Below are 24,436 nucleotides of genomic sequence, written 5' to 3' on the forward strand. Positions count from 1 at the left end.
CGCCTCACCCTAGCGGCGTCAAGCCCCCGCCCGTGTTGTCGGCCGGGCGTACGGTGGCGGCATGAACGAGCTGTCCGCCCCCACCGGCCGTGAACCCGCGCTCGTCGCGCAGCCCCGACCGGACGGATCGCCTCCGCGCGCGCTCGTCCTCGGGGCCACCGGCTATCTCGGGGGTCGTCTGGTGCCGCGCCTGCTGTCGGCCGGCTATCGGGTGCGCGTGCTCGCCCGCGACGCGCGGCGCGTCGAAGCGTTCCCCTGGGGCCATGACGTCGAGACGATCGAGGGCGACGCGACCGATCAGGCGGCGGTGGCCCGTGCCGTCGAGGCTGTCGACGTGGTCTACTACCTCATCCACTCCATGGGCGGCGGGCGCGACTTCGAGGACACCGATCGTCGCGCGGCCCGAACGGTCGCCGACGCCGCCGCAGAGGCATCCGTGTCTCGGATCATCTACCTCGGCGGGCTCCACCCCGACGACGCGCCGCTGTCGGCGCATTTGCGCTCGCGCGTCGAGGTGGGCGAGATCCTGCTCGCCAGCGGAGTGCCGACGCTCGTGCTGCAGGCCGGTGTGGTGATCGGATCGGGCTCGGCGTCGTTCGAGATGGTGCGGCACCTCACCGACGTCCTGCCGTACATGCCCGCGCCCAAGTGGGTGCGCAATCACATCCAGCCGATCGCCGTGCGCGACGTGCTGCACTATCTGCTCGGGGCCGCGCGTGTCGCCCCCAACGTCAACCGCGCCGTCGACATCGGCGGTCCCGACGTGCTGCGCTACGGGCAAATGATGAACGGCTACGCCCTCGAGGCGGGGCTTCCCCAGCGCGCGATCGCGTCACTCCCCGTGCTCACCCCGCGGCTGGCCTCGCACTGGGTCAATCTCGTCACCCCGATCCCGAAGTCGATCGCCCGTCCGCTGGTGGAGTCGCTGCAGAACGACTGCGTCGTGAAGGACCGTGCGATCGACGACCTCGTCCCGCGTCCCGAGGGCGGGCTGATGCCTTACCGTGAGGCCGTGCGCCGAGCGCTCGGCCGGGTGAACGACGACGCCATCGAGACCAGCTGGCAGGATTCCGAGGTCTCGGGAGCGCCGAGTGACCCGCTGCCGAGCGACCCCGAGTGGGCGGGCCGTCTGGTCTACACCGACGAGCGGACGATGCGCACGAGCGCGAGCCCCGCGCAACTGTGGTCGGTGATCGAAGGCATCGGCGGCGAGAACGGCTGGTACTCGTCACCACTGCTCTGGGCCATCCGGGGGTGGATGGACCGTCTGGTCGGCGGGGTGGGCCTCGCGCGCGGTCGGCGCAGCCGTACGGTCGTCACGGTCGGAGACGCCCTGGACTTCTGGCGTGTCGAGGCCATCGAGCCGGGCCGTCTGCTGCGCCTGCGTGCCGAGATGAAGGTGCCTGGTGGGGCGTGGCTCGAGCTGCGCGCGAGTCCCGAGGGCGACGGTGCGCGATTCGACCAGCGGGCGTTGTTCTTCCCCACGGGGCTCGCCGGGCGGTTGTACTGGCTGGCCGTCCTCCCGTTCCACGGACTCATCTTCAGCGGTATGGCACGACGCATCACCGCCGCCGCCGAATCGGTGCAGCGCGATGACCTGGCGCCGAAGGCCAAGGCGGGGCGCATGGCCCCCGAGGTGCCCGAGGTGGAGACGATCCCCGCCGCATCGGACGCACCCGCCTAGGCTGGGACGGTGCCGCACACCGCTCGCGTGATCACCGTCTCCGACCGCTCCGCCGCCGGGCTCCGCGAGGACCGGGGCGGTCCGCTCGCCGTGTCGCTCCTGCGCGAGGCGGGGTTCGAGTGCGCCGACGCCGTCGTCGTACCCGATGGTGCGGACAGCGTGGAGAGCGCTCTCCGCGCCGCGATCGCTGCGGGCGCGGGTCTGGTCGTCACGACCGGCGGCACCGGTGTCGCACCCACGGACCGCACGCCGGAGGGCACCGTGACGGTGCTCGACCGTCAGATCCCGGGGATCGCCGAGGAGCTCCGCCGCCGCGGACTCGACGACACGCCGCTCGCGGTCCTCTCGCGCGGACTCGCCGGCATCGCCGACCCCGCGACCCTCGTCGTGAACCTTCCCGGATCCACGCGTGCCGTGGCATCCGGAATCGCCGTGATCGCCGAGCTGGCCCCGCACGTCCTCGATCAGCTCGCCGGAGGAGACCACGCATGAGCGCCGTCCGTATCGCCCGCCTGTCCGAGGAACCGCTCGACCTCGACGCGCACCTGCGTGCGGTGGAAGACGACGCCTCAGGAGCGGTCACGACGTTCGTCGGGCGCGTTCGCAACACCGACCCGGATGCCACGGATGCCGTCGTCGCGCTGGAGTACAGCGCACATCCCGACGCGCCCGCCGCGCTCCACCGCATCGCCGAGCACGCTGCCGCGGGCACCGATGCGATCGTGGCGGTGAGCCACCGTGTGGGGCGCCTAGGCGTGGGGGAGGCGGCGGTCGTCATCGCGGTGGCTTCGGGTCACCGGGCCGCGGCATTCGAGGTGTGCCGCACCGTCATCGAGACGATCAAGACCGATCTGCCCGTGTGGAAGCGTCAGGTGGAGGCAGACGGCACCACGGCCTGGAAGGGCCTCGGGGGCTAGCGCTTGGCATCCGAGCACGCATAAACGCGTTCGGCGAGCATAAACGCGCTGTGCATGCGTTTCTGCGCGTGGAAAGCGTTTATGCGTGAGGGCCGACGGCGGGACGGCGGGACGGCGCGACGGCGCGACGGCGGGACGGCGCGGAAGGCGTGGGGCGGCGCGGCTCAGCCGCCGGCGAACGGGGGCAGCACGTCCACGTGCGTGACCCCGGCGAGGGGGGCGTCGTCGTCGCGGCGCTCGCCGTCGACGAGGACGGCGCAGCGGTCCAGGATGCCGCCGAGCTCGGGGTGGTCGGCGACGACGGCCGCGCGCAGCGACTCGAGTCCCGGCTCGTGGCGGTCTTCGGCATCCGTTCCCGCCGCCTCGGCCGCGGCGGCGAAGTAGCGCACCCGGACGCTCACGCGGTCTCTCCCGGGCGGTGCCAGTCGCCGGACTTGCCGCCCGTCTTGGCGACGATCCGCACGTTCTCGATGGACGTGCCCTTGTCCAGGCCCTTCACCATGTCGACGATCGCGAGGGCGGCCACCGACACGCTGGTCAGGGCCTCCATCTCGACGCCGGTGCGGTCGGCGGTGCCCACGGTGGCCTCGATCTCGACGCCGTCGTCCACGATCGCGAGGTCGACCGAGGCCCGGTGCACGCCGATGACGTGCGCGAGGGGGAGGAGCGCGGGCGTGGACTTCGCCGCCTGGATGCCGGAAATCCGTGCCACCGCCAGGACATCGCCCTTGGGGGCGGTGCCGTCGCGGAGAGCTGCGACCACCTCGGGGCTGCAGCGGACGAAGCCGCGCGCCGTCGCGGTGCGCACGGTGGGCTGCTTGGCGGTGACGTCGACCATGCGGGCGTGACCCGCGGCATCCAGATGGGTGAAGGTCATGGAATCAGCATGACATCGACGGGGTCGCCGACGGCGACCGAGGCCACCTCGGCGGGGACGATCGCGAACGCCTCGGCTCGCGCCAGCGACGCGGCGAGGTGCGACCCCGACCCTCCCGGGGTGGCGGGGCGCACGGTGCCGGCGACGAGGTCGACGACAGCGGGGAGGTACTGGCGGCGACCGGGGGGTGTCGTCCAGGTCTCGGATGCCGTGAGCCGGGCCCTGCGGCGGTCGATCACCGCGCGTCCCTGCAGGCGGAGCAGCGCGGGACGCACGAACACCTCGAACGATACGGCCACGCTCACGGGGTTTCCGGGGAGCCCGAAGACGAGCCGGCCGTCGTCGAGTCGACCGAAGGCCTGCGGCTTCCCCGGCTGCATCGCGACCTTCTCGAACGCGATGCGGTCGGACAGTGCCTGGCGCACCGGTTCGTACGCTCCGGCGCTGACGCCGCCGCTGAAGACCACGACGTCGACCTCGGCCGCGTGTGCGAGCACGTCGTCGACTGCTCCGGCCTCGTCGGTCACGTGCGCCACGAGCACGACGTCGGCGTCGGCATCGGCGACGAGCGAGGCCAGCAGCGTCGCGTTCGAGTCGGGCGTCTGACCGCGACCCGGTGCGACGCCGGGCGGCACCAGCTCGCTCCCGGTGGACACGACCGCGACGCGCGGACGGCGACGCACCTCGACCCGGTCGACGCCCGCCGCCGCCGCAGCGGCCCGTGCGAAGGGACCGAGCCGCTCTCCCGCGGTGAGCACGACCTCGCCCGCGCGGACGTCGCCGCCGCGGCGTCGGATGAACGCCCCCGCGCCGGCCGGAGCGCGATGCACGTGGACGGTGCCGAGCGAGTCGGCGAGACCGCCCGCGGTGTCCTCGAACGGGACGACGGCGTCGGCGCCCGTCGGGACCGGCGCCCCCGTCATGATGCGCACGGCCTCGCCCGGGCCGAACGCGGGATCATCGGCGGAACCCGCCGGGAGGTCGGCCACGACCCGGAGGACCACCGGGGTCCCGGCATCCGCGCCCGCGACGTCGGCGAAGCGCACGGCGAAGCCGTCCATCGACGAATTGTCGTCTCCCGGGAGGTCGTGGCGGGCGCGCACATCCGCCGCGAGCGTGCGGCCCGCGGCCTCCGCGAGACCGACCGTCTCGACGGGCAGCATGGTGACGGCTTCGAGCACGCGGGCGCGGTGCTCCTCGACGGTGCGGAAATCAGGCACGCGGGGTCCTTCCGACGAGCGGGACGATGTCGTGGCGGGCGCGCAGCGCGTCGATGATCGCCATGCGGCCGAGGAGCGGCTCCCCGGCGCCCGTGATCAGCTTGATCGCCTCTGTCGCGAGCACGCCGCCCACCTGCACGCACAGCGAACCGAGCACGCCGACCTGCGCGCACGTGGGGGGTTCGCCGACGGAATCCGCGGGGAACACGTCCGACAGGGTCACGGGGGCGCGCCCCTCGGGCGGACGTGACCAGAACACCGTCGCCTGCGCCGACCATTCCTGCACCGCGCCCCACACCAGCGGCATTCCGAGGGCGTCGGTGGCGGATGCCACGGCGCTGCGCGTGTCGAAGGTGTCGCTGCCGTCGATCACGACGTGCGCGTCGGCGAGAAGCGGCCGCGCATTGTCGGCGGTGAGGCGCACCGCTTCCTCGCGCACGCGCGTGAGGGGCGAGAGGTCGCGGATCGCGCGCGCCGCCGAGGCCGTCTTCGGGACGCCGATGTCGTCGACGCGGTGCATCAGCTGCCGCTGCAGGTTCGTGCGCTCCACGATGTCGTCGTCGATCACGGTGAGTTCGCCGACGCCGGCGGCGGCGAGGGCCAGCAGCACGGGCGAACCCAGACCCCCCGCCCCCACCACCGCGACGCGCGCGGCGGCGAGGCGCCGCTGGCCTTCCTCGCCGATGCCGGCGAGCACGGCGTGCCGGGCGGTGCGGACGAGTTCTTCGGGGGCGAGGGATGCCACCGGGTCGACGAGCGGCTTCATCCGCCGATCGCGCTCATCGTGCGCTCGGGCTGGACGAAGTCGGCGCGCGCCAGCCCGACGCGGTCGGAACCGTGCGCGCGGGGCTTTCGCCACATGGCATCCCGCCAGATCTGCGCGAGACCCTCGTCGCTCGCGCCGTCGCGCAGCGCGGTGAGCAGATCGGTCTCCTCGTGCGAGAACAGACACGAGCGGATGCGGCCGTCGGCGGTGACCCGCGTGCGCGTGCACGCGGCGCAGAACGGCTCGGTCACCGAGGAGATGATCCCGACGTGGCCCGCCAGCGTGCTGTGGCCGCGGCGCCGCACCTCCCACCGCTCGGCGGGGGCGGCGCCGCGCCCGCGCGGGTCGGGCGACAGGTCGAACACGTCCTCGAGGGCGCCGCGGATCTCGCGCGCGGGGACGACCTGCGTCTCGGTCCACGAGCGGTCGCCGTCGAGCGGCATGTCCTCGATGAACCGCATCTCGTAGCCGTGGGTGACCGCCCAGTCCACGAGCGGCACGACCTCGGTGTCGTTGATGCCGCGCAGCAGCACCGCGTTGATCTTGATGGGGCCGAGGCCGGCGGCCTGGGCGGCGTCGAGCCCCGCGAGGACCTTGTCGAGGTGCGGGCGGCGGGTCAGCTCGGCGAAGGTTTCGGGGTGCAGCGTGTCCAGCGACGCGTTCAGTCGAGTGAGACCGGCATCCTTGAGGGCCTGCGCGCGACGGTCGAGCCCCACCGCGTTCGTCGTCATCGCGATCGGAAGGTCGGGGTGGTCGGCGCGGATGCGGCCGATGACGTCCTCGAGGTCTTTGCGGACGAGCGGTTCCCCGCCGGTCAGGCGCAACTCCTCGGCGCCGAGCTGGCGCACGGCGACCCGCACGATGCGCGCGATCTCCTCGCCGGTCATGAGCTGCTGCTGCGGCATCCAGGGCAGCCCCTCGGCAGGCATGCAGTACGTGCAGCGCAGGTTGCACTTGTCGATGACGGAGACGCGCAGGTCGCGGGCGACGCGCCCGAACCGGTCGAGCAACCCGCCCTCGCGGGGCGCCCCGGTCTCGCGCACGGCATCCATGCGACGAGCCTAGGCGAGTGGCGGCGGGCCGGGGGTCGCCGCCGTCGCGTCGGCGGCGATACCGTCGTGCCATGCCGCACACCTTCCGCATCGCGCAGGCCGCACGCCTGCTCGGGGTCAGCGACGACACCGTGCGCCGCTGGGTCGACCAGGGTCTGCTTCCCACGACGGGCGCGACGCCCGTGGAGATTCCCGGTGAGGCGCTCGCCGCCCGCGCCGTCGCCCTCGCCGACGAACCCGAGGACCCCACCGGTGCCGTCTCCAGCGCGCGCAACCGCTTCGTCGGGATCGTCACGCGCGTACGTATCGACGGCGTGATGGCCCAGGTCGACCTGCAGTGCGGGCCGCACCGGATCGTGTCGCTCATGTCGGCCGAGGCGGCACGCGAACTCGCGCTCGTCCCGGGCGCGCTCGCCGTGGCATCCGTGAAGGCCACCGTCGTGACCGTGGAAACGCCGCGCGAGCGGATCTGATCGCCCATCTGGTCCGCGGATGCGGAACAATGGATGCCGCGGCCCCGTGCCCGCGGAAAGGTCCCGCCATGCGTCTCGCCCGTCTCGCACTGCCCCTCGCGGCCGTGCTGTCGATGACGGCGTGCGCTTCGGCGGTGCCCCCCGCCGCGGGCGACGGGCCCACCGGAGTCGTGCAGGTGTACGCGGCGGCGTCGCTGCAGAGAGCGTTCGACGAGATCGCCGCGGCGTTCGAGGCCGCGCACCCGGGGGTGGACGTCGTCTCCGTATACGACGGCTCGAGCACGCTGGCGACCCAGATCGGCCAGGGCGCCCCGGCCGACGTCTTCGCATCCGCCGACGAGGACACCATGGCCAGGATCGGCGATCTCGCCGTGGATGCCCGGATCTTCGCGGCGAACACTCTCGTCATCGCGGTCCCGGCGGGCAATCCGGGCGGCGTCACCGGCCTCGCCGATCTGACCCGCGTGACGACGGTGCTCTGCGCGGCCGCGGTCCCGTGCGGGTCGGCGTCGGCGACGCTCCTGGCGCAGGCCGACGTGTCGGTGACGCCGGTGAGCGAGGAGCAGAACGTCACCGCGGTGCTCGCGAAGGTCGAGGCGGGCGACGCACAGGCAGGCCTGGTCTACGCCACCGACGCCGCCGGTCGCGGCGATGTCGAGGTCATCGTCCCGGAGGGGGCCGAGGGCGTGGTCAACCGCTACCCGATCTCCGCGCTCCGCGATGCCGCCAACCCCGGGGGTGCGGAGGCGTTCACCGCGTTCGTGCTGTCACCGCAGGGGCAGGGCATCCTCGCCGACGCGGGATTCCGCGCCCCATGACCGGGGGCGGGTACGTTCCGCGCTGGCTCGTGGTGCCGGCGCTGGCGGGCTTGGCATTCCTCCTCATCCCCCTCGCGGCGCTCATCGGGCGCGTCGAGTGGGGCACCCTGTGGGCGGATGTGACCTCGGATGCCGCCCGCTCGGCGCTGCTGCTGTCGGTGGCCACGGGGGCCGCGGCCACCGCGGTGTGCGCCGGTGTCGGCATCCCGCTCGCCGTCCTCATCGCCCGCAGCTCCCGTCGCACTGCGGCGGTGTTGCGCGCGCTCGTGACCGTGCCGCTCGTGCTGCCGCCCATGGTCGGCGGCGTCGCGCTGTTGTACCTCTTCGGCCGCAGCGGATGGCTGGGCGGCCTCGGGCTCGCCTTCACCACGACGGCCGTCGTGCTCGCCCAGGTCTTCGTCGCCCTGCCGTTCCTCGTGCTCGCCGTCGAGGGGGCGCTGCGCAGCACCGGGGTGGACTTCGAGCGCGCCGCCGCGTCGCTCGGTGCGAGCCGCGGCACGATCCTGCGGCGCGTGACGCTGCCGCTCGCCGCCCCCGGGATCGTCGCCGGAGTCGTCCTGTGCTTCGCCCGGGCGATCGGCGAGTTCGGCGCGACCGCCCTGTTCGCCGGCAATCGTCCCGGTGTGACGCAGACGATGCCGCTGGCGATCTACACCGCGTTTAACGGCGGCGGCGTGGCCGAGGGCACCGCGGTGGCACTCGCTCTGCTGCTGCTGGTCACGGCGATCGCCGTCCTCCTGCTGGTGCGCGGGTGGCGCCCGTCGGCGGGCGCGTCGTGACCGCCGCGCTCTCGGCGCACATCGTCGTGCGGCGTCGCGCCTTCGTCGTCGACGTCGGCTTCGACGTGGCGCCCGGTGAGACGCTCGCGATCATGGGGCGCAGCGGCGCGGGGAAATCGACGCTGCTCCAGGTCCTCGCCGGGCTTCAGCCGCTCGACGCGGGGGAGGTGTCGCTGGATGACCGCGTGCTGGACCGTGCCGCAGCTCCTCGCGTGCGTACCGCCCCGATGCATCGGGGCATCGTGCTCCTCGACCAGGACGCACGCTTGTTCCCGCACCTCTCCGTCCGCGAGAACGTGGCCTTCGGTCCGCGCGCCGCCGGCGTGGACCGTGGGACCGCTCGGGACCGGGCGGAGGAGTGGCTCGCCCGCGTAGGGCTGCCCGGGACCGGTGAGCGTCCTCCGGCGACCCTCTCCGGCGGGGAACAGCAGCGTGTCGCGGTCGCGCGCGCCCTCGCGGCCCGACCGCGTGCGGTGCTGCTGGACGAACCCCTCGTCGCCCTCGACCCCGTCACCGCCGCCGAGATCCGGGCCATGCTGCGCGAGGCGCTGAGCGGCGTCACCGCGGTCGCCGTCACGCACGACGCCGTGGACGCCGCCGCTCTCGCCGACCGGCTGCTCATCATCGAAGAGGGCAGGGCCACCCAGGGGGGTGCGGTGGCCGACGTGCTGCGCGCTCCGGCCACCGATGTCGCGGCGCGCATCGCCGGACTGGAGCGTCTCGTCGGTCGTGCCGCGCGCGGCGGCTGGACGAGCGACGCCGTGCGGCTGGAGTCGTCGGATGCCGCCTCCCGCTCGCTCGCCGCGAACGAGGGGCGCTCGATGGCCGCGGTGTTCCGGGCCTCCGATGTCCGCATCGGCGGGGCGGCGGTCAACGCCTGGTCCGCGCGCGTGGAACGACTGGAGCCGACCCCGTCGGGGGTGCGGGTCGTCACCTCGCGCGGAGCCGCCGAGGTCGAGCCGGTCGACGCGACCGGGCTTCGCCGCGATGACGACGTGATGCTCTCGATCGCTCCGGATCGCGTGCGGTTCGTCCCGGCATCCTGATCGGTTCAGCTCGCCACGACCCGGCCCTCTTCCAGGCGCACGGTCCGGTCCACGAGGTTCTCGGGCACCTCGACGTGCGAGATCAGGACGACCGCACGCGCGTCGTCGACCGCGCCGAGCAGATCGCGCAGAAGGGCGTCGGATGCCGCGGGGTCCACGCCCGCGGTGGGCTCGTCGAGCACCAGCACGGGGAATCCGCGCAGCAGGGCGCGCGCGAGGGCCAGGCGCTGGGCCTGGCCTCCCGAGACGAGGGCGCCCCGGTCGCCGACGGGAGCGTCCAGGCCCCCGCGCTCGCCGATCCACGTGTCGAGTCCGACGCGCTCGAGGACGCGGCGCAGGTCGGCGTCGGTGGCGTCGTCACGGGCGAAGAGCAGATTCTGGCGCACCGACTCGTCGAACAGATACGGGGACTGCTCGACCAGGCCGACGGTGCGGCGCAGGTCGTCGCCCGCGAGGGAGCGCGCCTCGATGCCGCCGATCGTGTACGAGCCGTCGTAGTCGAGGAAGCGGACCAGGACGTGCGCGAGCGTGGTCTTGCCGGCGCCACTCGGACCGGTGACGAGGACGCGTTCGCCGGGTCCGACGCGCAGGGTGACGTCAGCGATGCGCCCCGGGTCGTCGGCATCCGCGTCGCTGCGCGCGGGCCAATGCGCGGCGACGTCGCGCAGCTCAAGACCGGCCCCCAGCAAGGGTGCCTCGCCCCGCGCGGCGGGCTCGTGACGGGGGAGACCGTCGGGAATCTCGGCGGGCACCGCGTCCGCGATGCGCTCGGCTGCCGCCCGCACCTGGCGCCACGACGCCAAGGCCAGCGGCACCGGTCCGAACACCTCGAAGACCGCCATCGGCAGCAGGACCACCACGGCCAGGCCCGGCCCCGAGAGCGTGCCACCGGTGACGGCCGGGGCGGCCACGACGAGGGCGAAGAGGGAAGCGAGGCCGGCGAGTACGGAAACCGTGCCGGAGGTGAGACCCTGGGCGGCACCGCGGCGCACGACCGCGCGTCGAAGCGCTCGGTCGGCGGAGCGAACGCGTTCTTTCGCCGCGTCGAGCGCTCCGTAGGCGGTCAACACGTCGAGGTTGGTCAGCAGGTCGTGGACCGCATCGGCGACTGCGCCGCGGAGCGGTGCGATGGCACGTTCGGCCCGCGCCCCCGCCGCCCATCCGACCGCCACCGACACCGCGAACGCCCCGGCCAGGCACGCCAGGAGCGTCAGCGCGGCCGGCCACGACACCAGGGCCGTGAACGCGACGGCCGCGAGCGAGGTGATCCCGGCGACGGACAGCGGGAGAACGACGCGCAACGGGAGGTTCTGCAGCTCCTCGACGTCGTCGACGACGCTCGACAGCAACCCACCGCGTCGCGCGCGACCGAGACCGTCTGGTGCGAGGGGCACCAGGTCGCGCACGAGGTCGGCTCGCACGACCGCGAGTCGTTCGAGCGCGGCGTCGTGCCCGGTGAGTCGCTCGAGGTAGCGGAAGACGCCGCGCGACAGCGCGAAGGCGCGCACGCCCACGACCGCGGCGGACAGATACATCACCAAGGGCTGTTCGGCCGCGCGTGCGATCAACCACGCGCTCGCCGCGAGCAGAGCCACCGCGCTCGCCGCGGTGCCGAAACCCGACAGCACCGCGGGGGCGAACCGCCGGCGCGTCGGCATAGCGGAGGCCAGGATGCCGCGAACCCGGGCGTTCACGCGCGTGCTCCCAGCTCGACGACCCGGTCGGCGATCTCGCGGGCGGAGAGCCGGTGCGACACCAGGAGCACGCCCGCACCGCCGTCGGCCTCGGCGCGCAGGGTGCGCCAGAGGTGAGCCTCGGTTGCGGCATCCAGGGCGCTCGAGGGCTCGTCGAGGACGAGGATGCGGGCGCCCGCGACGCGTGAACGGTACAGGGCACGCGCGACCGCGACGCGTTGCGCCTGCCCGCCGGACAAGCCTGCGCCCCCCGCGCCGAGCGGCGTGGCGGGGTCGAGGTCGGCGGCACCGGCGTCGGCCAATGCCTGTGCGATCTCGCGGGCGTCCGCGGGAGAGCCGAGAGCGATATTCTCGGCGACGGTGCCCGACACCAGGCCGGGTCGCTGCCCCGCCCACGCCACGACCTCGCGAGCGTGCGCGACCGGGCAGCCGTCGACGCGCACTTCGCCCTCATGTTCGGCGTAGCCGAGGATCGCGGCGACCAGGCTTGACTTGCCGACGCCGCTCGGACCACTCAGCAGCACGACGTCACCGGGTCCGATCGACAGCGAGATCCGTGGCATCCGGTGCGCCCCGCGCGCGACGAGGACATCGTCGAGCTCGAGGGACGTGCCCGCACCGCCCGCATCGGCCCGCGGCCGCTCGGCCGTGCGCGCCGAATCCAGCGCGTCGAAGATCTCCTCGGTCGCGGCGACGCCCTCGGCGGCGGCGTGGAACTGCACGCCCACCTGGCGGATGGGCAGGTACGCCTCGGGAGCGAGCAGCAGGACGAAGAGCCCCACGAGCAGGCTCAGGTCTCCCGCGAGCAGCCGGAACCCGATGGTCACGGCGATGATGGCGACCGAGATGGATGCCAGGAACTCCAGCGCGAAGCCCGACAGGAACGACACGCGCAGCACCGTCATCGTCTCGCGCTTGTAGTCACGGGTGACGCGTTCGATCGTGTCGGCGGCGCGGTGCTCGCGTCCGAAGGCCTTGAGGGTCCCCAGGCCCTCGACGGTGTCGGCGAAACGCGCCGCGAGGCGACCGAGTGTGCCGTACTGCTTCTTCTGCACGGTGCGGGTCGCGAGTCCGATGAGCACCATGAACACGGGGATGAGTGGCAGGGTCAGCACGACGATGAGCCCGGACAGCGGATCGGCCAGGGTGATCGCCCCGATCAGGATCGGCGTCGTCACCGCGGTCGCCACCAGCTGCGGGAGGTAGCGGCTGAAGTAGGAGTCGAGCGCCTCGAGGCCGTGCCCGGCCGTCACCGATAGGGAGGCGGCGTTGCGCCGCGCGAGCCAACCGGGGCCGAGCGCGGCGACGGCGGACAGCAGCCGTTCCCTCAGCTGCAGGGAGGCGGCGGCGGCGCCGCGAGCCGCGACGCGTTCGGACGCCGCCACGAGCAGACCGCGCAGCACCACGAGCGCCGCCGCAGCGGCGATGGCTGCGGAGAGCTCTGCGAGGGGGCGTCCATCGATCGCACCCACGAGAGCGGAGGTGAGCGCCCACGCGAAGCCGACGACGACCCCCGTCTGGGCGAGGACGATCGCCGCACTCACCGCGAAGAAGCCGCGGGAGGCGGTGGCGTACCGCACCAGTCGGGGGTCGACGGGGCGCACCCGTGTCGTGTCGGTCAATGCGCCACCAGCGCGGCCTTCTCGATCCGTGCGCGCGTGACGCGCTTGCGGAACACCCAGTACGTCCAGCCCTGGTACGCGAGCACGACCGGCAGGAAGATCAACGCCGCCCAGCTCATGATGGTCAGGGTGTAGTCGGTGCTCGAGGCGTTCTCGATGGTGAGGCTCGAGCCGGCCTCCAGCGTCGACGGCATGACGTTGGGGAACAGCGCGAAGAACAGCGCCGCGACGGCGGTGACGATGGTGACCGCGCCGAGGGTGAAGGCGGTGCCTTCGCGATCGCGGAGGTTCGCCACCCACGAGCCGATGAGCGTCAGTGCGGCGATGCCGGACAGCGCCACCACACCCAGCAGCAGCGGGGCCTCGTTGTTCGCGGCCTGCAGGATCGTCCAGGCGAGGAACACCGCGGCGGCCACGATCGTGAGCAGCCCGGACGTCTTCGCCAGCGCGCGGGCGTCGCTGCGGACCTGCCCGTCGGTCTTCAGTGCGACGAAGTAGACGCCGTGGGTGAAGAACAGCAGGAGCGTCACGACGCCGCCGAGCAGGCCGTAGGGGTTGAGGAGCGTGAAGAGCGTGCCGACGTACTCGTGGTCGGCATCCAGGGGGACTCCCTGCACGATGTTCGCGAAGGCGACACCCCACAGCAGCGCGGGCACGGCCGACCCGACGACGATCATGCGGTCGAAGCCGCGCTTCCACTTCAACGACTCCCGCTGATGGCGGTACTCGAACGACACTCCCCGGGCGATCAGCGCGAGCAGGATGAGGAGCAGCGGCAGGTAGAACCCGCTGAAGAGCGTGGCGTACCACTCGGGGAACGAGGCGAACAGCGCGGCGCCGGCGACGATCACCCACGTCTCGTTGAGGTCCCACACGGGGCCGATCGTGTTGATGATCTGACGGCGGGCGATGTCGTCCTTGCCGAGGAACGGCAGCGACATGCCCACGCCGAAGTCGAACCCGTCGAGGACGAAGTACCCGATGAAGAGGAATCCGACGATCCAGAACCAGAGATATGCGAGGTCCATGACTGTGCTCCTAGTAGACGGTCGTCGGGGTGTTCTCGATGGTGTCGGGCTCGCGCGGCGCGTCTGGGTCGGGCAGCGGGTCCGGCCCCTTCTGCGCGTGCTTCTTGATCAGCCCGAACTCGACCACGGCCAGGGTGGCGTAGATCGCGGTGAAGGCGATGAGCGAGATCAAGACGCTCCAGCCGGGCACGCTGGGCGAGACACCGTCCTCGGTGAGCATGAGGCCGAAGACGATCCACGGCTGTCGGCCCATCTCGGTGAAGACCCAGCCGACCAGGCTGCCCAGCAGCGGCAGGGGAGCGGCCCAGATCGCCACGCGCCACATCCAGGGAGCCACGGGGCGTGTCGCCTTCTTGCGGGTGACCCACAGGCCCACGACGCTGATGAGGGCGGCGAGGCCGCCGAGCGCGATCATCCACCGGAACGACCAGTAGGTGACCCACAGTACGGGGGCGAAGTTGCCGTCGACCTGGTCGGCGAACTGGGGGAACATCTCCTGCGCGTACATCGTGTTGAGGTCGTTGATGCCTTCGACGCAGCCGTCGAGCGAGTGCGTCGACAGGATGCTGAGAAGGAACGGCACGCGGATGGAGAACAGCTCGCTCGTGCCGTCCGGGGTGCCGAGCGTGAAGATCGAGAACGAGGCATCCGCCCCGCAGACGGTGTTGAAGGTCGCTTCGGCGGCGGCCATCTTCATCGGCTGCGTGGCGACCATGACGAGGCTGAGCTGGTCACCGGCGATCGCGACGAGGACGAACGAGACGACCGCAGACCACAGGCCGAAGCGCAGCGGCTTGCGCATCATCTCGACGTTGCGTCCGCGGGCGAGGTGCCACGCGGACACGGCGACCACGACCATCGCGGCGAACATCCAGCCCGAGAAGATCGTGTGGGGGAACGCGGCGAGGGCGACGGGGTTGGTGAGCATGGCCCAGAAATCGACGAGTTCGGCGCGGCTGCCGTCGGCGGCCATCTGGTAGCCGACCGGGTTCTGCATGAACGCGTTCGCGGCGATGATGAAGTACGCCGAGAAGGTCGCCCCGAGCGTGGCCATCCAGATGCTCGCGAGGTGGGCGAGGCGGGGGAGCTTGTCCCAACCGAAGATCCACAGCCCGATGAATGTGGCTTCCAGGAAGAATGCCAACAGCCCCTCGAACGCCAGGGGAGCGCCGAACACGTCACCGACGAAACGCGAGTAGGCCGACCAGTTCATGCCGAACTGGAATTCCTGGACGATGCCGGTCACGACGCCCATCGCGAAGTTGATCAGGAAGATCTTCCCGAAGAAGCGCGTCAGGTGCAGCCACTTCACGTCGCCCGTGCGGTACCAGACGGTCTGGAAGATGGCCACGACCAACGACATGCCGAGCGTCAGGGGCACGAACAGGAAGTGGTAAAGGGTGGTCAGGCCGAACTGCCACCGAGCGAGGATGAGGGGGTCGAGCCACTCCACGGGATGCCTCCGATCGACGACCTTCTCTGTGGTCTGACCACAGGCTACTCCCGCGTCATGGTGCGGCGGAGAGCGATCACTCGGCATCGAACCATATACTCGGAAAGCCATTTGTTCACGGGTCGGAGGGCCCTATGTCCGTACGCCAAAGCCTGCTAGCGATCCTCGATCGCGGCGACTGCTACGGCTCGCAACTGCGCGCCGAGTACCTGCGCCGCACGGGTGCGGCGGTCAATGTCGGGCAGGTGTACACCACCCTCGAGAGACTTCAGCGTGACGGTCTCGTGGAGCACCGGGGCGTGGATGAAGAGGGTCGCGTGCTGTGGGGGACCACCGCCGCGGGTCGCGCGGAAGCCCGCGCGTGGCTCGGCGAGGCATCGGTCGCTGATCGGCGGGATGAGGTCGCTCTGCGCATCGCCTTGGCGCTCACTCTGCCCGGGGCGGACGTCGCGCGCATGATCGCCGTCCAGCGGGCCGCGGTTCGCGAGGCCCTGGCCGAAACGAGGGCGGACGACGACGAGCAGATGGATGCCGTCGCGCGCGCGGTCGTCCTCGCCGCCCGCCGCGCGCGGCTGGACGCCGACCTCCGCTTCCTCGACGAGGTCGAGAGGCTGGCCGCCGATGCCACCCCGTTCGGCCTCTCGACGGAACGTCCTCGCCGCGGCCGGCCGGTGCGAGCCGCCGGCTGAGCGGCCGTATCCCGAGATCCACGATTCGTCAACCCCGAAACGACACGCCGACGCGCGGCGCACCCTGAGAGTACCCCGGATATCAACAAGGAGTTCTCTCATGGTCATGGACATGCCCCTTCGCCGTCCGGGTCGCTTCGACACCACCACGGAGATCCCCTGGACGCGGATCGACCTGGACCTGTACGAGGTCGCACGGGACGGGCTCATCGTGGGGTACGTCGAGGTGGTCGGGGCCGTTTTCGGGGCTCTGGGGGGAACGCGTTACGACCGCGCCGTCGAGGTCGCGCAACACCTGACGTTCCATGCCGCCGTCGACACGGTTCTGCGCCGCGCCGGGAGCTGACGGCGCCGGGTAGCACGCCCGTTCGCGGAGTCAACCCCCTCGGCGTCGCGGGAGGGCTGACGGAGTGTCGAATCACCAGGAGGTCGACATGCTTTACCGACTCGCCGGTGGTGGTCGACGATGACCGCCGATCCCTTCCCCACCGGACCCCACCGTCCCATTCGCATCGCGCATCTGCCCCCGGTGCGATCGCAGCGACGAGAATCAGAAGATGACGCAGACGCTGGCTCGCCTGCCGGGCGCGGCTCGAAGGTTGTGCCTGAGCCGCCGAAGAGGAGAGATCTGCACGCGTGAGAAGGGCCATCGCGGCCTCCATCACCGTCGTGGCGGCGCGCTCCTGTGGAACGACCTCCAGGCCGACCCGCCCGAGTGCCCCGCCGGGGGGTCTCCGGCCGAACCGGCTCCCCGCCTGGACGACGGATTCCCGGGTGGTCGATCCCTCTGTCCCACCTGCTGGGCCTTCGTGCCGTTGCAGGACGACGGGACGTTGAGGCCGCACGACACGTGGCGGGGCGACCCCACCCGAGCCGATGCCGATCGACGGCGGGAGTGGTTCAACACCTTCGGCTGGTGACCTCATGATCCTCGCAGAGCCACGACGGGCTCGACGCGTGCCGCACGGCGGGCCGGCAGACCCCCGGCGATCAGACCTACGAGGGCGCCCAGCAGCGCGCCACCGATGGCGATGAACGGATCGAGCACCGGCGTCCAGTTCTGCACCACCGCCACCCCGACGACGGTGAAGACGCCTAGTGCGGCGCCGATCAGGCCGCCGAGGCCGCCGACGACGACCGACTCCACGACGAACTGAGCGGCGACCTGACGCCGCGTGGCTCCGAGGGCGCGTCGCAAGCCGATCTCGCTCGTCCGTTCGGTCACCGAGAGCATGGTCACGTTCGCGATGCCCAGCCCGCCCACGAGAAGGACGACGAGGCCGACGGCGGCGAAGATGGTCGTGAGGTCGTTCTGAACTCCTGAGCTCACGGTCGAGGACGCGGGGGGCGCGCCGACGGTGACATCGTCGGGCTGGTCGGGGAACAGCGCGAGCGCGATCTGCTGTCGCAATTGCGGCCCGGCGCCGACGACGATCTTCGCCCGCACGGTTGCTGGCGAGCGCAGACCGAAATCCCGTCGCGCCGCGCCGTCGGGGATGACGAGAGCATTGACGAGATCGCCGATGGCCTCGGTCCCGCTGATGATTCCGATCACGGCGTAGGCGCGCCCATCGAGGAAGACCGACGGCTGTGAGTCCACTCGCGTGATACCCAGCGCCTTGGCGGTCTCCGACCCGAGAACCGCCACGCGATCGCCGCGGCGGTCATGGCCGGCATCGAAGAAACGTCCCGTGACGACGTGCCCACCGGCTGTGCTGAGCAGGCCCTCGGAGGTCGCGTAGATCGTCGGGGGCACAGCGGCCGCCGCGGAAGGATCCGTGATCGACACGGCGGAAACCGTCCCGCCGCGCAGATCCAGAGGGCTGAGTGTCGCGGAGGCCTCCACTCCCGCCAGCCGTGCGACCCGCGCAGCGGCGTCCTCGGGGAGTGCGGCGGTGGCGACGGATTTGCCATCCTTGTCCTTCGCGGTGGCCGGCGAGGCGACGACCTGTGTCGAAGCGACGGCGTCGAACTGACGCTCGATCTGAGCCGACGCGGTCCCTGCCAGCCCGATCGTGGCGACGAGCGCGGCTACGCCCAGCGTGGCCCCGGCGATCGTGGCCACGAGGCGCCCCGGACGTACACCGATGTCGCTCGTCGCCTCGGCAAGGAGGTCGTTCCAACCGAAGCGATTCGCTCGCACGCGGCGCTTCACGATCTCTCGCTCATGCGGCCGTCGCTGATGCGAATCACTCGGTCGGCGCGCTTCGCCACGGTGGTGTCGTGGGTGATGATCACCAGCGTCATGCCTCCCTCATGCAGCGCTTCGAAAAGGGTCATGATCTCCTCTGTCGTCCTTCCGTCGAGGTTCCCCGTGGGCTCGTCGGCGAGGACCAGGCGCGGCCTCGTCACCAGAGCGCGCGCGACCGCGACACGCTGGCGCTCGCCGCCCGAAAGGACGTCCGGCCTGAAGCCCAGGCGGTGGCCCAGCCCCACTCGTTCGAGGGCTTCTCTCGCGCGCGATTCTCGGTCGCCCCGGGGGGCGTCGCTGTAGATCAGAGGCAGCATGACGTTCTCCTCCACCGATCGCCGCGGAAGCAAGTGGAACGCCTGGAAGACGAATCCCAGTTGTCGAGCCCGCAGGGCCGTGCGTGCGTCGTCATCGAGCGTCGTGGTCGGTTCGCCCCCGAGCAGGTACTCGCCACTGGTGGGCCGGTCGAGCAGTCCCAGGATGTTGAGCATCGTGGATTTCCCTGAGCCACTAGGACCGACGATGGCAAGGTAGTCGCCTTCGTGGATCGTGAGGTCGACTCCCCGCAGCGCCCGCACTTCCGGCGGCCCCGGGAAGGAACGCGTCACCTCCTGTAACTCGAGAAGCGGGGCGATCATCGTCCCACCACCACGAGGTCGCCCTTGGACAGCTCTCCATCGACGGGACGTACTTCTACTGCTCCCGAGGCGGACAGCCCCGTCTCGACCGCGACGCGGCGCGTCGATGCGGACTGTCCGTCCCGGGGGTCGCCGGTGACGACCTCGACCCGATCCTCGCCCCCGGGCCCCGCGGTGAGGGCGGCGAGAGGGACGTGGAGGACGTCGCCATCGGTGGCGGCGACGGGGATGCGAACACGGAGATTCTGCCCGCGCAGTTCCGTCAGCTGCTGGTCGGTGACGGCCGCCGGCGCGAGGGTCACCGTCCATCGATCACCCGCTTTCTGACCAGGAGTGACGCTGGTGACCGTGGCGTCGAGCGTCGAACCGTCGGGAAGGTCGACGACTGCCTTGCCATCTTTCTTCACGAGCCGGGCATCGGACTCGGGAACCGATCCGGAAAGCGAGAGCGCGGCACCGGACACGGTCATCGCCGTGCCCTTGAGTTCCGCTCCGCGCTGGGCCTCCACCGAGTCGACGCGACGGGGAAGGGCCGAGAGGTAGAGCACCTCCCCGGCGGGGAGGTACGGGAGTGCTCGCTCCTGTGCCCGCGCGAGATCTTCGCGTGCCTGATCGAGCTGCTCCTGGGCGCTACGAAGGTCCGTCTGAGCGGAGGACGCGTCCGGTGCGACGTCCAGCTGCGCGCGCTTGGTTTTGGCCAACGCGAGCGCGTCCCGCAAATCGGCCACGCGCGCCTCGGTTTCGCCGCTGGCCACAGCGGCATCCAAGGCCCGTTGTGCACTCGCCACAGCGTTGTCCGCCTCTTGCTTCTCCGCGGCCGTCGCTCCGGCTCTCGCCTTGTCGTAAGCGGACGAGGCGGTTGCGACGGCCCGTTCGGCGCTGGCGACGGCGGACCGAGACGAACGAACCGCCGCCTCGGCATCCTCAGAGACTGCCGGAGCCGGGTAGCCCGCCTGCGCGTACAGTGCCTTCACTGCTGAAGCGGCCTGCTCATCGAAGACCGCGTTCTCTGGGTCGCCGGCGTCCAACCCGATGGAGCGCATCGCGGACTTGAACTGAGACACGTCCGGTCCGGAGACGCCGAAGCGGAGCGAACGGTACGCGGGAAGGTCCCCGGGCAGCACAATGACGGGGCGTCCCGCGACTTCCAGAGCGACGGAGAGCGGGTTCAGCTGGGTACCGACCTCCGGCACCCGTCCGGTCACGATGGGTTGGCCGGGCAGGTCGGTCGTATCGATCTTCACGTCGACTGGATCGGCGTAACCGAAGTCGGCTCGCATCGTGACCTCGTTGCTGAGCGGCCCATACTCCACCGGGGCGGTCACGTAGCCGGGCGCGGGGGGAGACCCCAGAGCAGCGGCGTCCGTCGGTGACACGACGAAGCGTCCCACCACGAGACCGGTCACCAGCGACGCCACTGCGACCGCGGACACGATCCACAGCGGGCGGTTGCGGCGGATGATCGCCCGGACCGGCGCGACCATATGGCCCACCCGAGTGCGCACGCCCGTCACGAGTTACCCTGCTCGGCCGCCGCTTTGGCCTTATCGAGCTCCGACCTGTGGTCGGCGACGAACTTCTCCTCGGCCGCCCACTGAACCTTCTCAACCCGCTCGTCGTAGCCGGTCTTCGTGCGGCAGTCCAGATCAGCCAGTGCCGTCTCGATCTCCTCCGTCTTGAACTTCTCCTTCGCGGAGGCGTCGGGCTGTGTGCTCCCGTCTCCCAGCAGCTCCATCCACTGCTGACTGAGGCTCGTGATGGCGCCCTGCGGGTTCGTGAAGCTGTATCCGGCCGCCGTCATGCAGGCCGCCCACTCACTATCCGCCCGCGCGATCTCCGGCGACGACGTGACCTTCTCCTGGAGCGTGCCCAGGGCCTGCCGGAGGTCGGCGAACTCGTCCGAGTCTGCGGAGGTCTGTTGGTCGGCCTTGCCGGAGCATCCGGCCCTCGCGGGAATCCACTCCTGCGGGGCCTCTTCTCCGGCGTAGTCGCCCAGCAGTGCTCGATTCCAGGCGCGCTGCTGCGATTCGGGAAGCGATTCCAGGTGCTTGGTGTTGGGGTCTGGTTCTGACGTCTCGGGGGTCTGCTCGAATGATCGGAGCATCCCGTACCCGTTCTGCGCGACCCACGAGCGGTCGTCGGGCTTCCAGTCATCCGCGGACACGGTGCTGTACGCCGTGGCGTCGACGTATGGTACGTAATCGAAGCCCTGCTCTTTCATGCATTCGGCGATCACTCCTTGCCGCTTCTTCTCTTGCTCCAGGAGCGCGGCACTGTCCGCGTTGGGATCGCTGGCGGCGCCGAAGAGCGCAGAAAGGTAGGGCGTGAGGGGCGATTGTCCTGTTGCGGTGCTGTCGTCTGCTGGGGATGACGCCGTGCACCCGGCGAGAATCAGCACGATACCGAGGGCGGCGGGGACGGCGAAAGTGTTGCGGTGGAATGACATGAGTACCTCCTGGTCGAAAACCAGAGGTAGCAGCGAAGCTTTTGGAGACATGAGGCACACCTGTGAGCCAGTGATGTGTGCCGCGCGGGTCCGCGAAGGAAGTAGCCGGGCCGCCCAGTGATTCACCCGTCTGCTCATCCGTTCGGTTGCGGCCCCTAACATGGCGTCATGGTCCCGGTACGCGTGCTCGGCGTGGCTCTCGACTCCGCCCAACAGCACGTCATCCTGCTGGCCCCGCTGTCGGGCGCCGAGCGGGAAGATGCCGTGGTCCTCCCGATATGGATCGGCCCGCAGGAGGCGATGTCGATCCTCGTCGCGATCGAGGGCGCGGCCGCCCCACGCCCGCTTTCGCACGACCTGATGGTCGTCATGCTCCAGGGCCTCTCGGCATCCGTCGACCGGGTCGAGGTGACTCGGTTGGTCGAGGGCACGTTCTACGCCGAGATCCACGTGCGTACGCCGCGGGGACCGTTCGTCGTCGACGCGCGCCCCTCGGATGCCATCGCTCTCGCCGCCCGCACCGACGCGCCGATTGCGGTCGCCGAGGCGGTGCTGGCCGAGGCGGGCGTGCCCGAAGGGGCGGTCGAGTTCGACACGAGGGGCGACGACGACCGGGTCGAGGAGTTCCGGAAGTTCCTCGACGACGTCGACCCCGACGACTTCCAGGGCTGACCCGGCCGCGACGTCTCGCCACGCTTCTAGACTCGCGTGAGAGCCGTCGATCGCGGCGGTGATCCACGACGAACGGGGTACGGATGCAACTCGCCATGGTCGGACTCGGACGGATGGGCGCCAACATCGTCCGCAGACTCATGAAGGACGGCCACGACTGCGTCGTCTACGACGTCAATCAGGATGCCGTTTCGGCCCTGGTCGCGGAGGGCGCCGTCGGCGCTTCGAGCATCGCCGACCTCGCCGCCAAGCTGGAGAAGCCGCGCGCGGTCTGGCTCATGATCCCCGCGGGGCTCACCGGCGGTGTCGTCGACGAGGTCGCTCAGGTGCTGGACGCCGGTGACATCATCATCGACGGCGGCAACTCCAACTATCGCGACGACGTGCGGCGGGCAGCGAAGCTTCAGGACACTGGCATCCACTATGTCGACATCGGCACCAGCGGCGGTGTCTTCGGTCTCGAACGCGGCTACTGCCTCATGGTGGGCGGCCACGACGAGGCCGTCGCGCACCTGGAACCCGTCCTGCGTACGATCGCTCCCGGCCCGGGTGAGGTCGAACGCACACCCGGCCGCACGGGCGACTACACGCCGGAGGAGCGCGGCTACCTGCACTGCGGTCCCTCGGGTGCCGGGCACTTCGTGAAGATGGTGCACAACGGCATCGAGTACGGCATCATGGCGGCGCTCGCCGAGGGGCTCAACGTCCTGAACAACGCCGACGCGGGGATGCGTCAGGGGGAGCACTCCGCCGAGGTCGCGCCGCTGGAGGAGCCGGAGTACTACCAGTTCGACATCGACACCGCGAAGGTCGCCGAGCTGTGGCGGCGCGGATCGGTGATCTCCTCGTGGTTGCTCGACCTCACCGCCGCCGCTCTCGCGCAGAATCCGACGCTCGACGGACTGGCCGGTCGTGTATCGGATTCGGGTGAGGGCCGATGGACGGTCAAGGCCGCCGTCGACATGGGCGTGCCGGTGCCCGTCCTGGCCTCGTCGCTGTTCGAACGATTCGCCTCACGGGGCGAGGACCACTTCGCCAACCAGGTGCTGTCAGCCATGCGGTTGCAGTTCGGTGGACACCAGGAGCTCCCCGCGGGCGATGTGCTCGAGGCGGGCGCGAAGAAGGCTGACAGCAGCGAGGGGTGACCCATCGCGTCAGCGAGCGAGCGAGATAGCGCAGATGAAGAGGGCGGCTCCGTCGTTCCACACGTCGGTGGCGGGTGCGACGCAGCCGCTCTCTTGCGCCGTGAGCAGTACGACCTCGTCGCCGCGGTACTCCACGTAGGGGCCGATCGTCCCGTTCACGGCAGCGGAGACACCCGTGGGAAGGGTTCCGACGGAGGCGAGCGCCTCCATGAGTTCGACGCTGCCCTGTTCGGTGTAGTAGTTGCTCGCGTCGTAGTCGCGGCAGTTGGTCGTGCCCCCGCTCCCCGTGGGGAATCCGGTCCCGAGGCAGTAGCCGCCGTCTGGGAGAGCGGGCAGCGCGCCGTTCGTCTCCCGGTATTGCTCGAAGAGTTGCTGCCACTGCTGCAGTCTCTGCGTGGCTTCTTCGTTCGGATCCTCGGGGGTGTTCAGGAACCAGATGAGGAAGCCGACGGCACCGGCGATGATTACGGCAGCCGCGGCGATGGCGACGCGGGCAGCGATCGACAGTCGGGTGCGGAGCTCAGGCATGGGGAGACTGTGCCACGCCCGTCGACGTCGCTGCGACGACCGGCACGCAATACCGCCCTTCGACGCTCATGAGTTCATCCGGCCGGCGTCGGCGAGACTAGAGAGATGAGCACCGCCGAGTCTTCCCCCGATCGTTACATCGTCGCCACCGACGGCGCGTGCAAGGGCAACCCCGGACCCGCGGGGTGGGCCTGGGTGGGAGAGGACGGGCACTGGGCCGCGGGGTCCGTCCCCGAGGGCACGAACAACATCGGCGAACTGCTCGGACTCTTGCACGCCATCACCGATCATGCCGAGGTGCGCGACCTCGTGGTGCAGGCGGACTCGAAGTACGCCATCGATACGTACTCGTCGTGGATGGACGGCCATCGCCGACGCGGCTGGGTGACCTCGGCGAAGAAGCCTGTGGCCAACCGCGGCATCCTCGAAGCGCTCATTGCGGCGCGCGACGCGCGCCGGGCGGCGGGGCTCCCGGATGTCGTGCTGGAACACGTGCGTGGACACAGCGGCCACGTGCTGAACTCGTGGGCCGACGAGCGTGCCGTGCGCGCGTCGCAGCACGCCGCGAAGGGCGAGGAGCTGATCTGGACGTCGCTGCGAGGCCTGGACCGGCTCGACGTCTCGTCGGCGCCCCCGCGATCAGCGGCCGATCGTCACGGACGGTGACGCGAGAGAGGGGTGCCCTCAGGCACCCCTCT

The 24,436-nt window shown here is 71.0% G+C and carries 27 protein-coding genes; 13 read left to right on the plus strand and 14 right to left on the minus strand.

Features of this window, described 5'->3' with window-relative positions; translation table 11 throughout:
• Positions 1 to 61 precede the first annotated feature (61 nt).
• The 3 genes from MHY30_RS09845 to MHY30_RS09855 are packed head-to-tail and all read left to right on the plus strand — an operon-like array spanning position 62 to position 2,601.
• A complete protein-coding gene (locus tag MHY30_RS09845) occupies positions 62 to 1,684 on the plus strand; it encodes an SDR family oxidoreductase (RefSeq protein WP_239276741.1) in 1,623 nt (540 codons plus the stop codon).
• Between the two features lie 9 nt (positions 1,685 to 1,693).
• Positions 1,694 to 2,176 (plus strand): molybdenum cofactor biosynthesis protein B, encoded by a 483-nt coding sequence (locus MHY30_RS09850; RefSeq protein WP_239276742.1) that lies wholly within the window; start codon positions 1,694 to 1,696, stop codon positions 2,174 to 2,176.
• The gene (locus MHY30_RS09855; protein WP_239276743.1) at positions 2,173 to 2,601 is read left to right on the plus strand and encodes a molybdenum cofactor biosynthesis protein MoaE; all 429 of its coding nucleotides are present in this window, start codon (positions 2,173 to 2,175) and stop codon (positions 2,599 to 2,601) included. The genes MHY30_RS09850 and MHY30_RS09855 overlap by 4 nt, the downstream gene beginning before the upstream one ends.
• A gap of 164 nt (positions 2,602 to 2,765) precedes the next feature.
• Here MHY30_RS09855 and MHY30_RS09860 read toward each other — a convergent pair whose 3' ends face one another.
• The 5 genes from MHY30_RS09860 to moaA are packed head-to-tail and all read right to left on the minus strand — an operon-like array spanning position 2,766 to position 6,516.
• Positions 2,766 to 3,002, minus strand: coding sequence for a MoaD/ThiS family protein (locus MHY30_RS09860; RefSeq protein WP_239276744.1), 237 nt, complete (start codon positions 3,000 to 3,002; stop codon positions 2,766 to 2,768).
• Positions 2,999 to 3,478 (minus strand): cyclic pyranopterin monophosphate synthase MoaC, encoded by a 480-nt coding sequence (gene moaC, locus MHY30_RS09865; RefSeq protein ID WP_239276745.1) that lies wholly within the window; start codon positions 3,476 to 3,478, stop codon positions 2,999 to 3,001. Before moaC ends, MHY30_RS09860 begins: the two co-directional genes overlap by 4 nt.
• The gene (gene glp, locus MHY30_RS09870; RefSeq protein ID WP_239276746.1) at positions 3,475 to 4,698 is read right to left on the minus strand and encodes a gephyrin-like molybdotransferase Glp; all 1,224 of its coding nucleotides are present in this window, start codon (positions 4,696 to 4,698) and stop codon (positions 3,475 to 3,477) included. Before glp ends, moaC begins: the two co-directional genes overlap by 4 nt.
• Positions 4,691 to 5,464, minus strand: coding sequence for a HesA/MoeB/ThiF family protein (locus tag MHY30_RS09875; protein ID WP_239276747.1), 774 nt, complete (start codon positions 5,462 to 5,464; stop codon positions 4,691 to 4,693). Before MHY30_RS09875 ends, glp begins: the two co-directional genes overlap by 8 nt.
• Positions 5,461 to 6,516 (minus strand): GTP 3',8-cyclase MoaA, encoded by a 1,056-nt coding sequence (gene moaA / locus MHY30_RS09880; protein WP_239276748.1) that lies wholly within the window; start codon positions 6,514 to 6,516, stop codon positions 5,461 to 5,463. Before moaA ends, MHY30_RS09875 begins: the two co-directional genes overlap by 4 nt.
• 71 nt (positions 6,517 to 6,587) lie before the next feature.
• Here moaA and MHY30_RS09885 point away from each other — a divergent pair, with 71 nt between their 5' ends.
• From MHY30_RS09885 to MHY30_RS09900, 4 genes are all read left to right on the plus strand, one after another.
• A complete protein-coding gene (locus MHY30_RS09885; protein ID WP_239276749.1) occupies positions 6,588 to 6,989 on the plus strand; it encodes a molybdopterin-binding protein in 402 nt (133 codons plus the stop codon).
• A gap of 68 nt (positions 6,990 to 7,057) precedes the next feature.
• A complete protein-coding gene (modA, locus tag MHY30_RS09890) occupies positions 7,058 to 7,807 on the plus strand; it encodes a molybdate ABC transporter substrate-binding protein (protein WP_239276750.1) in 750 nt (249 codons plus the stop codon).
• On the plus strand, positions 7,804 to 8,586 hold the full coding sequence (gene modB, locus MHY30_RS09895) for a molybdate ABC transporter permease subunit (protein WP_239276751.1): 783 nt from the start codon (positions 7,804 to 7,806) through the stop codon (positions 8,584 to 8,586). Before modA ends, modB begins: the two co-directional genes overlap by 4 nt.
• The gene (locus MHY30_RS09900) at positions 8,583 to 9,632 is read left to right on the plus strand and encodes an ATP-binding cassette domain-containing protein (protein ID WP_239276752.1); all 1,050 of its coding nucleotides are present in this window, start codon (positions 8,583 to 8,585) and stop codon (positions 9,630 to 9,632) included. Before modB ends, MHY30_RS09900 begins: the two co-directional genes overlap by 4 nt.
• 5 nt (positions 9,633 to 9,637) lie before the next feature.
• Here the strand turns inward: MHY30_RS09900 and cydC are convergent, their stop codons facing one another.
• Genes cydC through MHY30_RS09920 form a run of 4 tightly spaced genes read right to left on the minus strand, consistent with a single transcriptional unit; the run spans position 9,638 to position 15,429 of the window.
• Positions 9,638 to 11,326: a thiol reductant ABC exporter subunit CydC gene (cydC, locus tag MHY30_RS09905; RefSeq protein WP_308192656.1), complete on the minus strand. Its 1,689-nt coding sequence runs from the start codon at positions 11,324 to 11,326 to the stop codon at positions 9,638 to 9,640.
• Positions 11,323 to 12,948, minus strand: coding sequence for a thiol reductant ABC exporter subunit CydD (cydD, locus tag MHY30_RS09910; protein ID WP_239276753.1), 1,626 nt, complete (start codon positions 12,946 to 12,948; stop codon positions 11,323 to 11,325). Before cydD ends, cydC begins: the two co-directional genes overlap by 4 nt.
• Positions 12,945 to 13,976 carry a cytochrome d ubiquinol oxidase subunit II gene (gene cydB / locus MHY30_RS09915; protein WP_239276754.1) on the minus strand — a complete coding sequence of 344 codons (1,032 nt, stop codon included), beginning with the start codon at positions 13,974 to 13,976 and terminating at the stop codon, positions 12,945 to 12,947. Before cydB ends, cydD begins: the two co-directional genes overlap by 4 nt.
• 10 nt (positions 13,977 to 13,986) lie before the next feature.
• Positions 13,987 to 15,429 carry a cytochrome ubiquinol oxidase subunit I gene (locus MHY30_RS09920; RefSeq protein ID WP_239276755.1) on the minus strand — a complete coding sequence of 481 codons (1,443 nt, stop codon included), beginning with the start codon at positions 15,427 to 15,429 and terminating at the stop codon, positions 13,987 to 13,989.
• Positions 15,430 to 15,563: 134 nt separating this feature from the next.
• Between MHY30_RS09920 and MHY30_RS09925 the strand changes: the two genes are divergently transcribed.
• From MHY30_RS09925 to MHY30_RS09935, 3 genes are all read left to right on the plus strand, one after another.
• On the plus strand, positions 15,564 to 16,118 hold the full coding sequence (locus tag MHY30_RS09925; protein WP_239276756.1) for a PadR family transcriptional regulator: 555 nt from the start codon (positions 15,564 to 15,566) through the stop codon (positions 16,116 to 16,118).
• A 100-nt stretch (positions 16,119 to 16,218) separates the two neighbouring features.
• Entirely contained in the window at positions 16,219 to 16,464 is a 246-nt protein-coding gene (locus MHY30_RS09930; protein WP_239276757.1) for a hypothetical protein, read from the plus strand.
• A 211-nt stretch (positions 16,465 to 16,675) separates the two neighbouring features.
• The gene (locus MHY30_RS09935; protein WP_239276758.1) at positions 16,676 to 17,038 is read left to right on the plus strand and encodes a hypothetical protein; all 363 of its coding nucleotides are present in this window, start codon (positions 16,676 to 16,678) and stop codon (positions 17,036 to 17,038) included.
• Positions 17,039 to 17,040: 2 nt separating this feature from the next.
• Here the strand turns inward: MHY30_RS09935 and MHY30_RS15360 are convergent, their stop codons facing one another.
• Genes MHY30_RS15360 through MHY30_RS09955 form a run of 4 tightly spaced genes read right to left on the minus strand, consistent with a single transcriptional unit; the run spans position 17,041 to position 21,393 of the window.
• On the minus strand, positions 17,041 to 18,261 hold the full coding sequence (locus MHY30_RS15360) for an ABC transporter permease (protein WP_239276759.1): 1,221 nt from the start codon (positions 18,259 to 18,261) through the stop codon (positions 17,041 to 17,043).
• Positions 18,262 to 18,269: 8 nt separating this feature from the next.
• Positions 18,270 to 18,947, minus strand: coding sequence for an ABC transporter ATP-binding protein (locus MHY30_RS09945; RefSeq protein WP_239276760.1), 678 nt, complete (start codon positions 18,945 to 18,947; stop codon positions 18,270 to 18,272).
• On the minus strand, positions 18,944 to 20,431 hold the full coding sequence (locus tag MHY30_RS09950) for a hypothetical protein (RefSeq protein ID WP_239276761.1): 1,488 nt from the start codon (positions 20,429 to 20,431) through the stop codon (positions 18,944 to 18,946). The genes MHY30_RS09945 and MHY30_RS09950 overlap by 4 nt, the downstream gene beginning before the upstream one ends.
• A 26-nt stretch (positions 20,432 to 20,457) precedes the next feature.
• The gene (locus MHY30_RS09955) at positions 20,458 to 21,393 is read right to left on the minus strand and encodes a hypothetical protein (RefSeq protein ID WP_239276762.1); all 936 of its coding nucleotides are present in this window, start codon (positions 21,391 to 21,393) and stop codon (positions 20,458 to 20,460) included.
• Positions 21,394 to 21,561: 168 nt separating this feature from the next.
• Between MHY30_RS09955 and MHY30_RS09960 the strand changes: the two genes are divergently transcribed.
• Together MHY30_RS09960 and gnd are read left to right on the plus strand one after the other, a co-directional pair.
• Positions 21,562 to 22,065 carry a bifunctional nuclease family protein gene (locus MHY30_RS09960; protein WP_239276763.1) on the plus strand — a complete coding sequence of 168 codons (504 nt, stop codon included), beginning with the start codon at positions 21,562 to 21,564 and terminating at the stop codon, positions 22,063 to 22,065.
• 83 nt (positions 22,066 to 22,148) lie between these two features.
• Entirely contained in the window at positions 22,149 to 23,210 is a 1,062-nt protein-coding gene (gnd, locus tag MHY30_RS09965) for a phosphogluconate dehydrogenase (NAD(+)-dependent, decarboxylating) (protein ID WP_239276764.1), read from the plus strand.
• Between the two features lie 9 nt (positions 23,211 to 23,219).
• Here the strand turns inward: gnd and MHY30_RS09970 are convergent, their stop codons facing one another.
• Positions 23,220 to 23,738, minus strand: a complete 519-nt coding sequence (locus tag MHY30_RS09970) for a hypothetical protein (protein WP_239276765.1) — start codon at positions 23,736 to 23,738, stop codon at positions 23,220 to 23,222.
• 105 nt (positions 23,739 to 23,843) lie between these two features.
• Between MHY30_RS09970 and MHY30_RS09975 the strand changes: the two genes are divergently transcribed.
• Complete coding sequence (locus MHY30_RS09975; RefSeq protein ID WP_239276766.1) at positions 23,844 to 24,404, plus strand: ribonuclease H; 561 nt, start codon at positions 23,844 to 23,846, stop codon at positions 24,402 to 24,404.
• Positions 24,405 to 24,436 lie beyond the last annotated feature (32 nt).

Origin of the sequence: Microbacterium sp. ACRRU, from assembly GCF_022346945.1 — a bacterium.
Classification (GTDB): domain Bacteria; phylum Actinomycetota; class Actinomycetes; order Actinomycetales; family Microbacteriaceae; genus Microbacterium; species Microbacterium mcarthurae.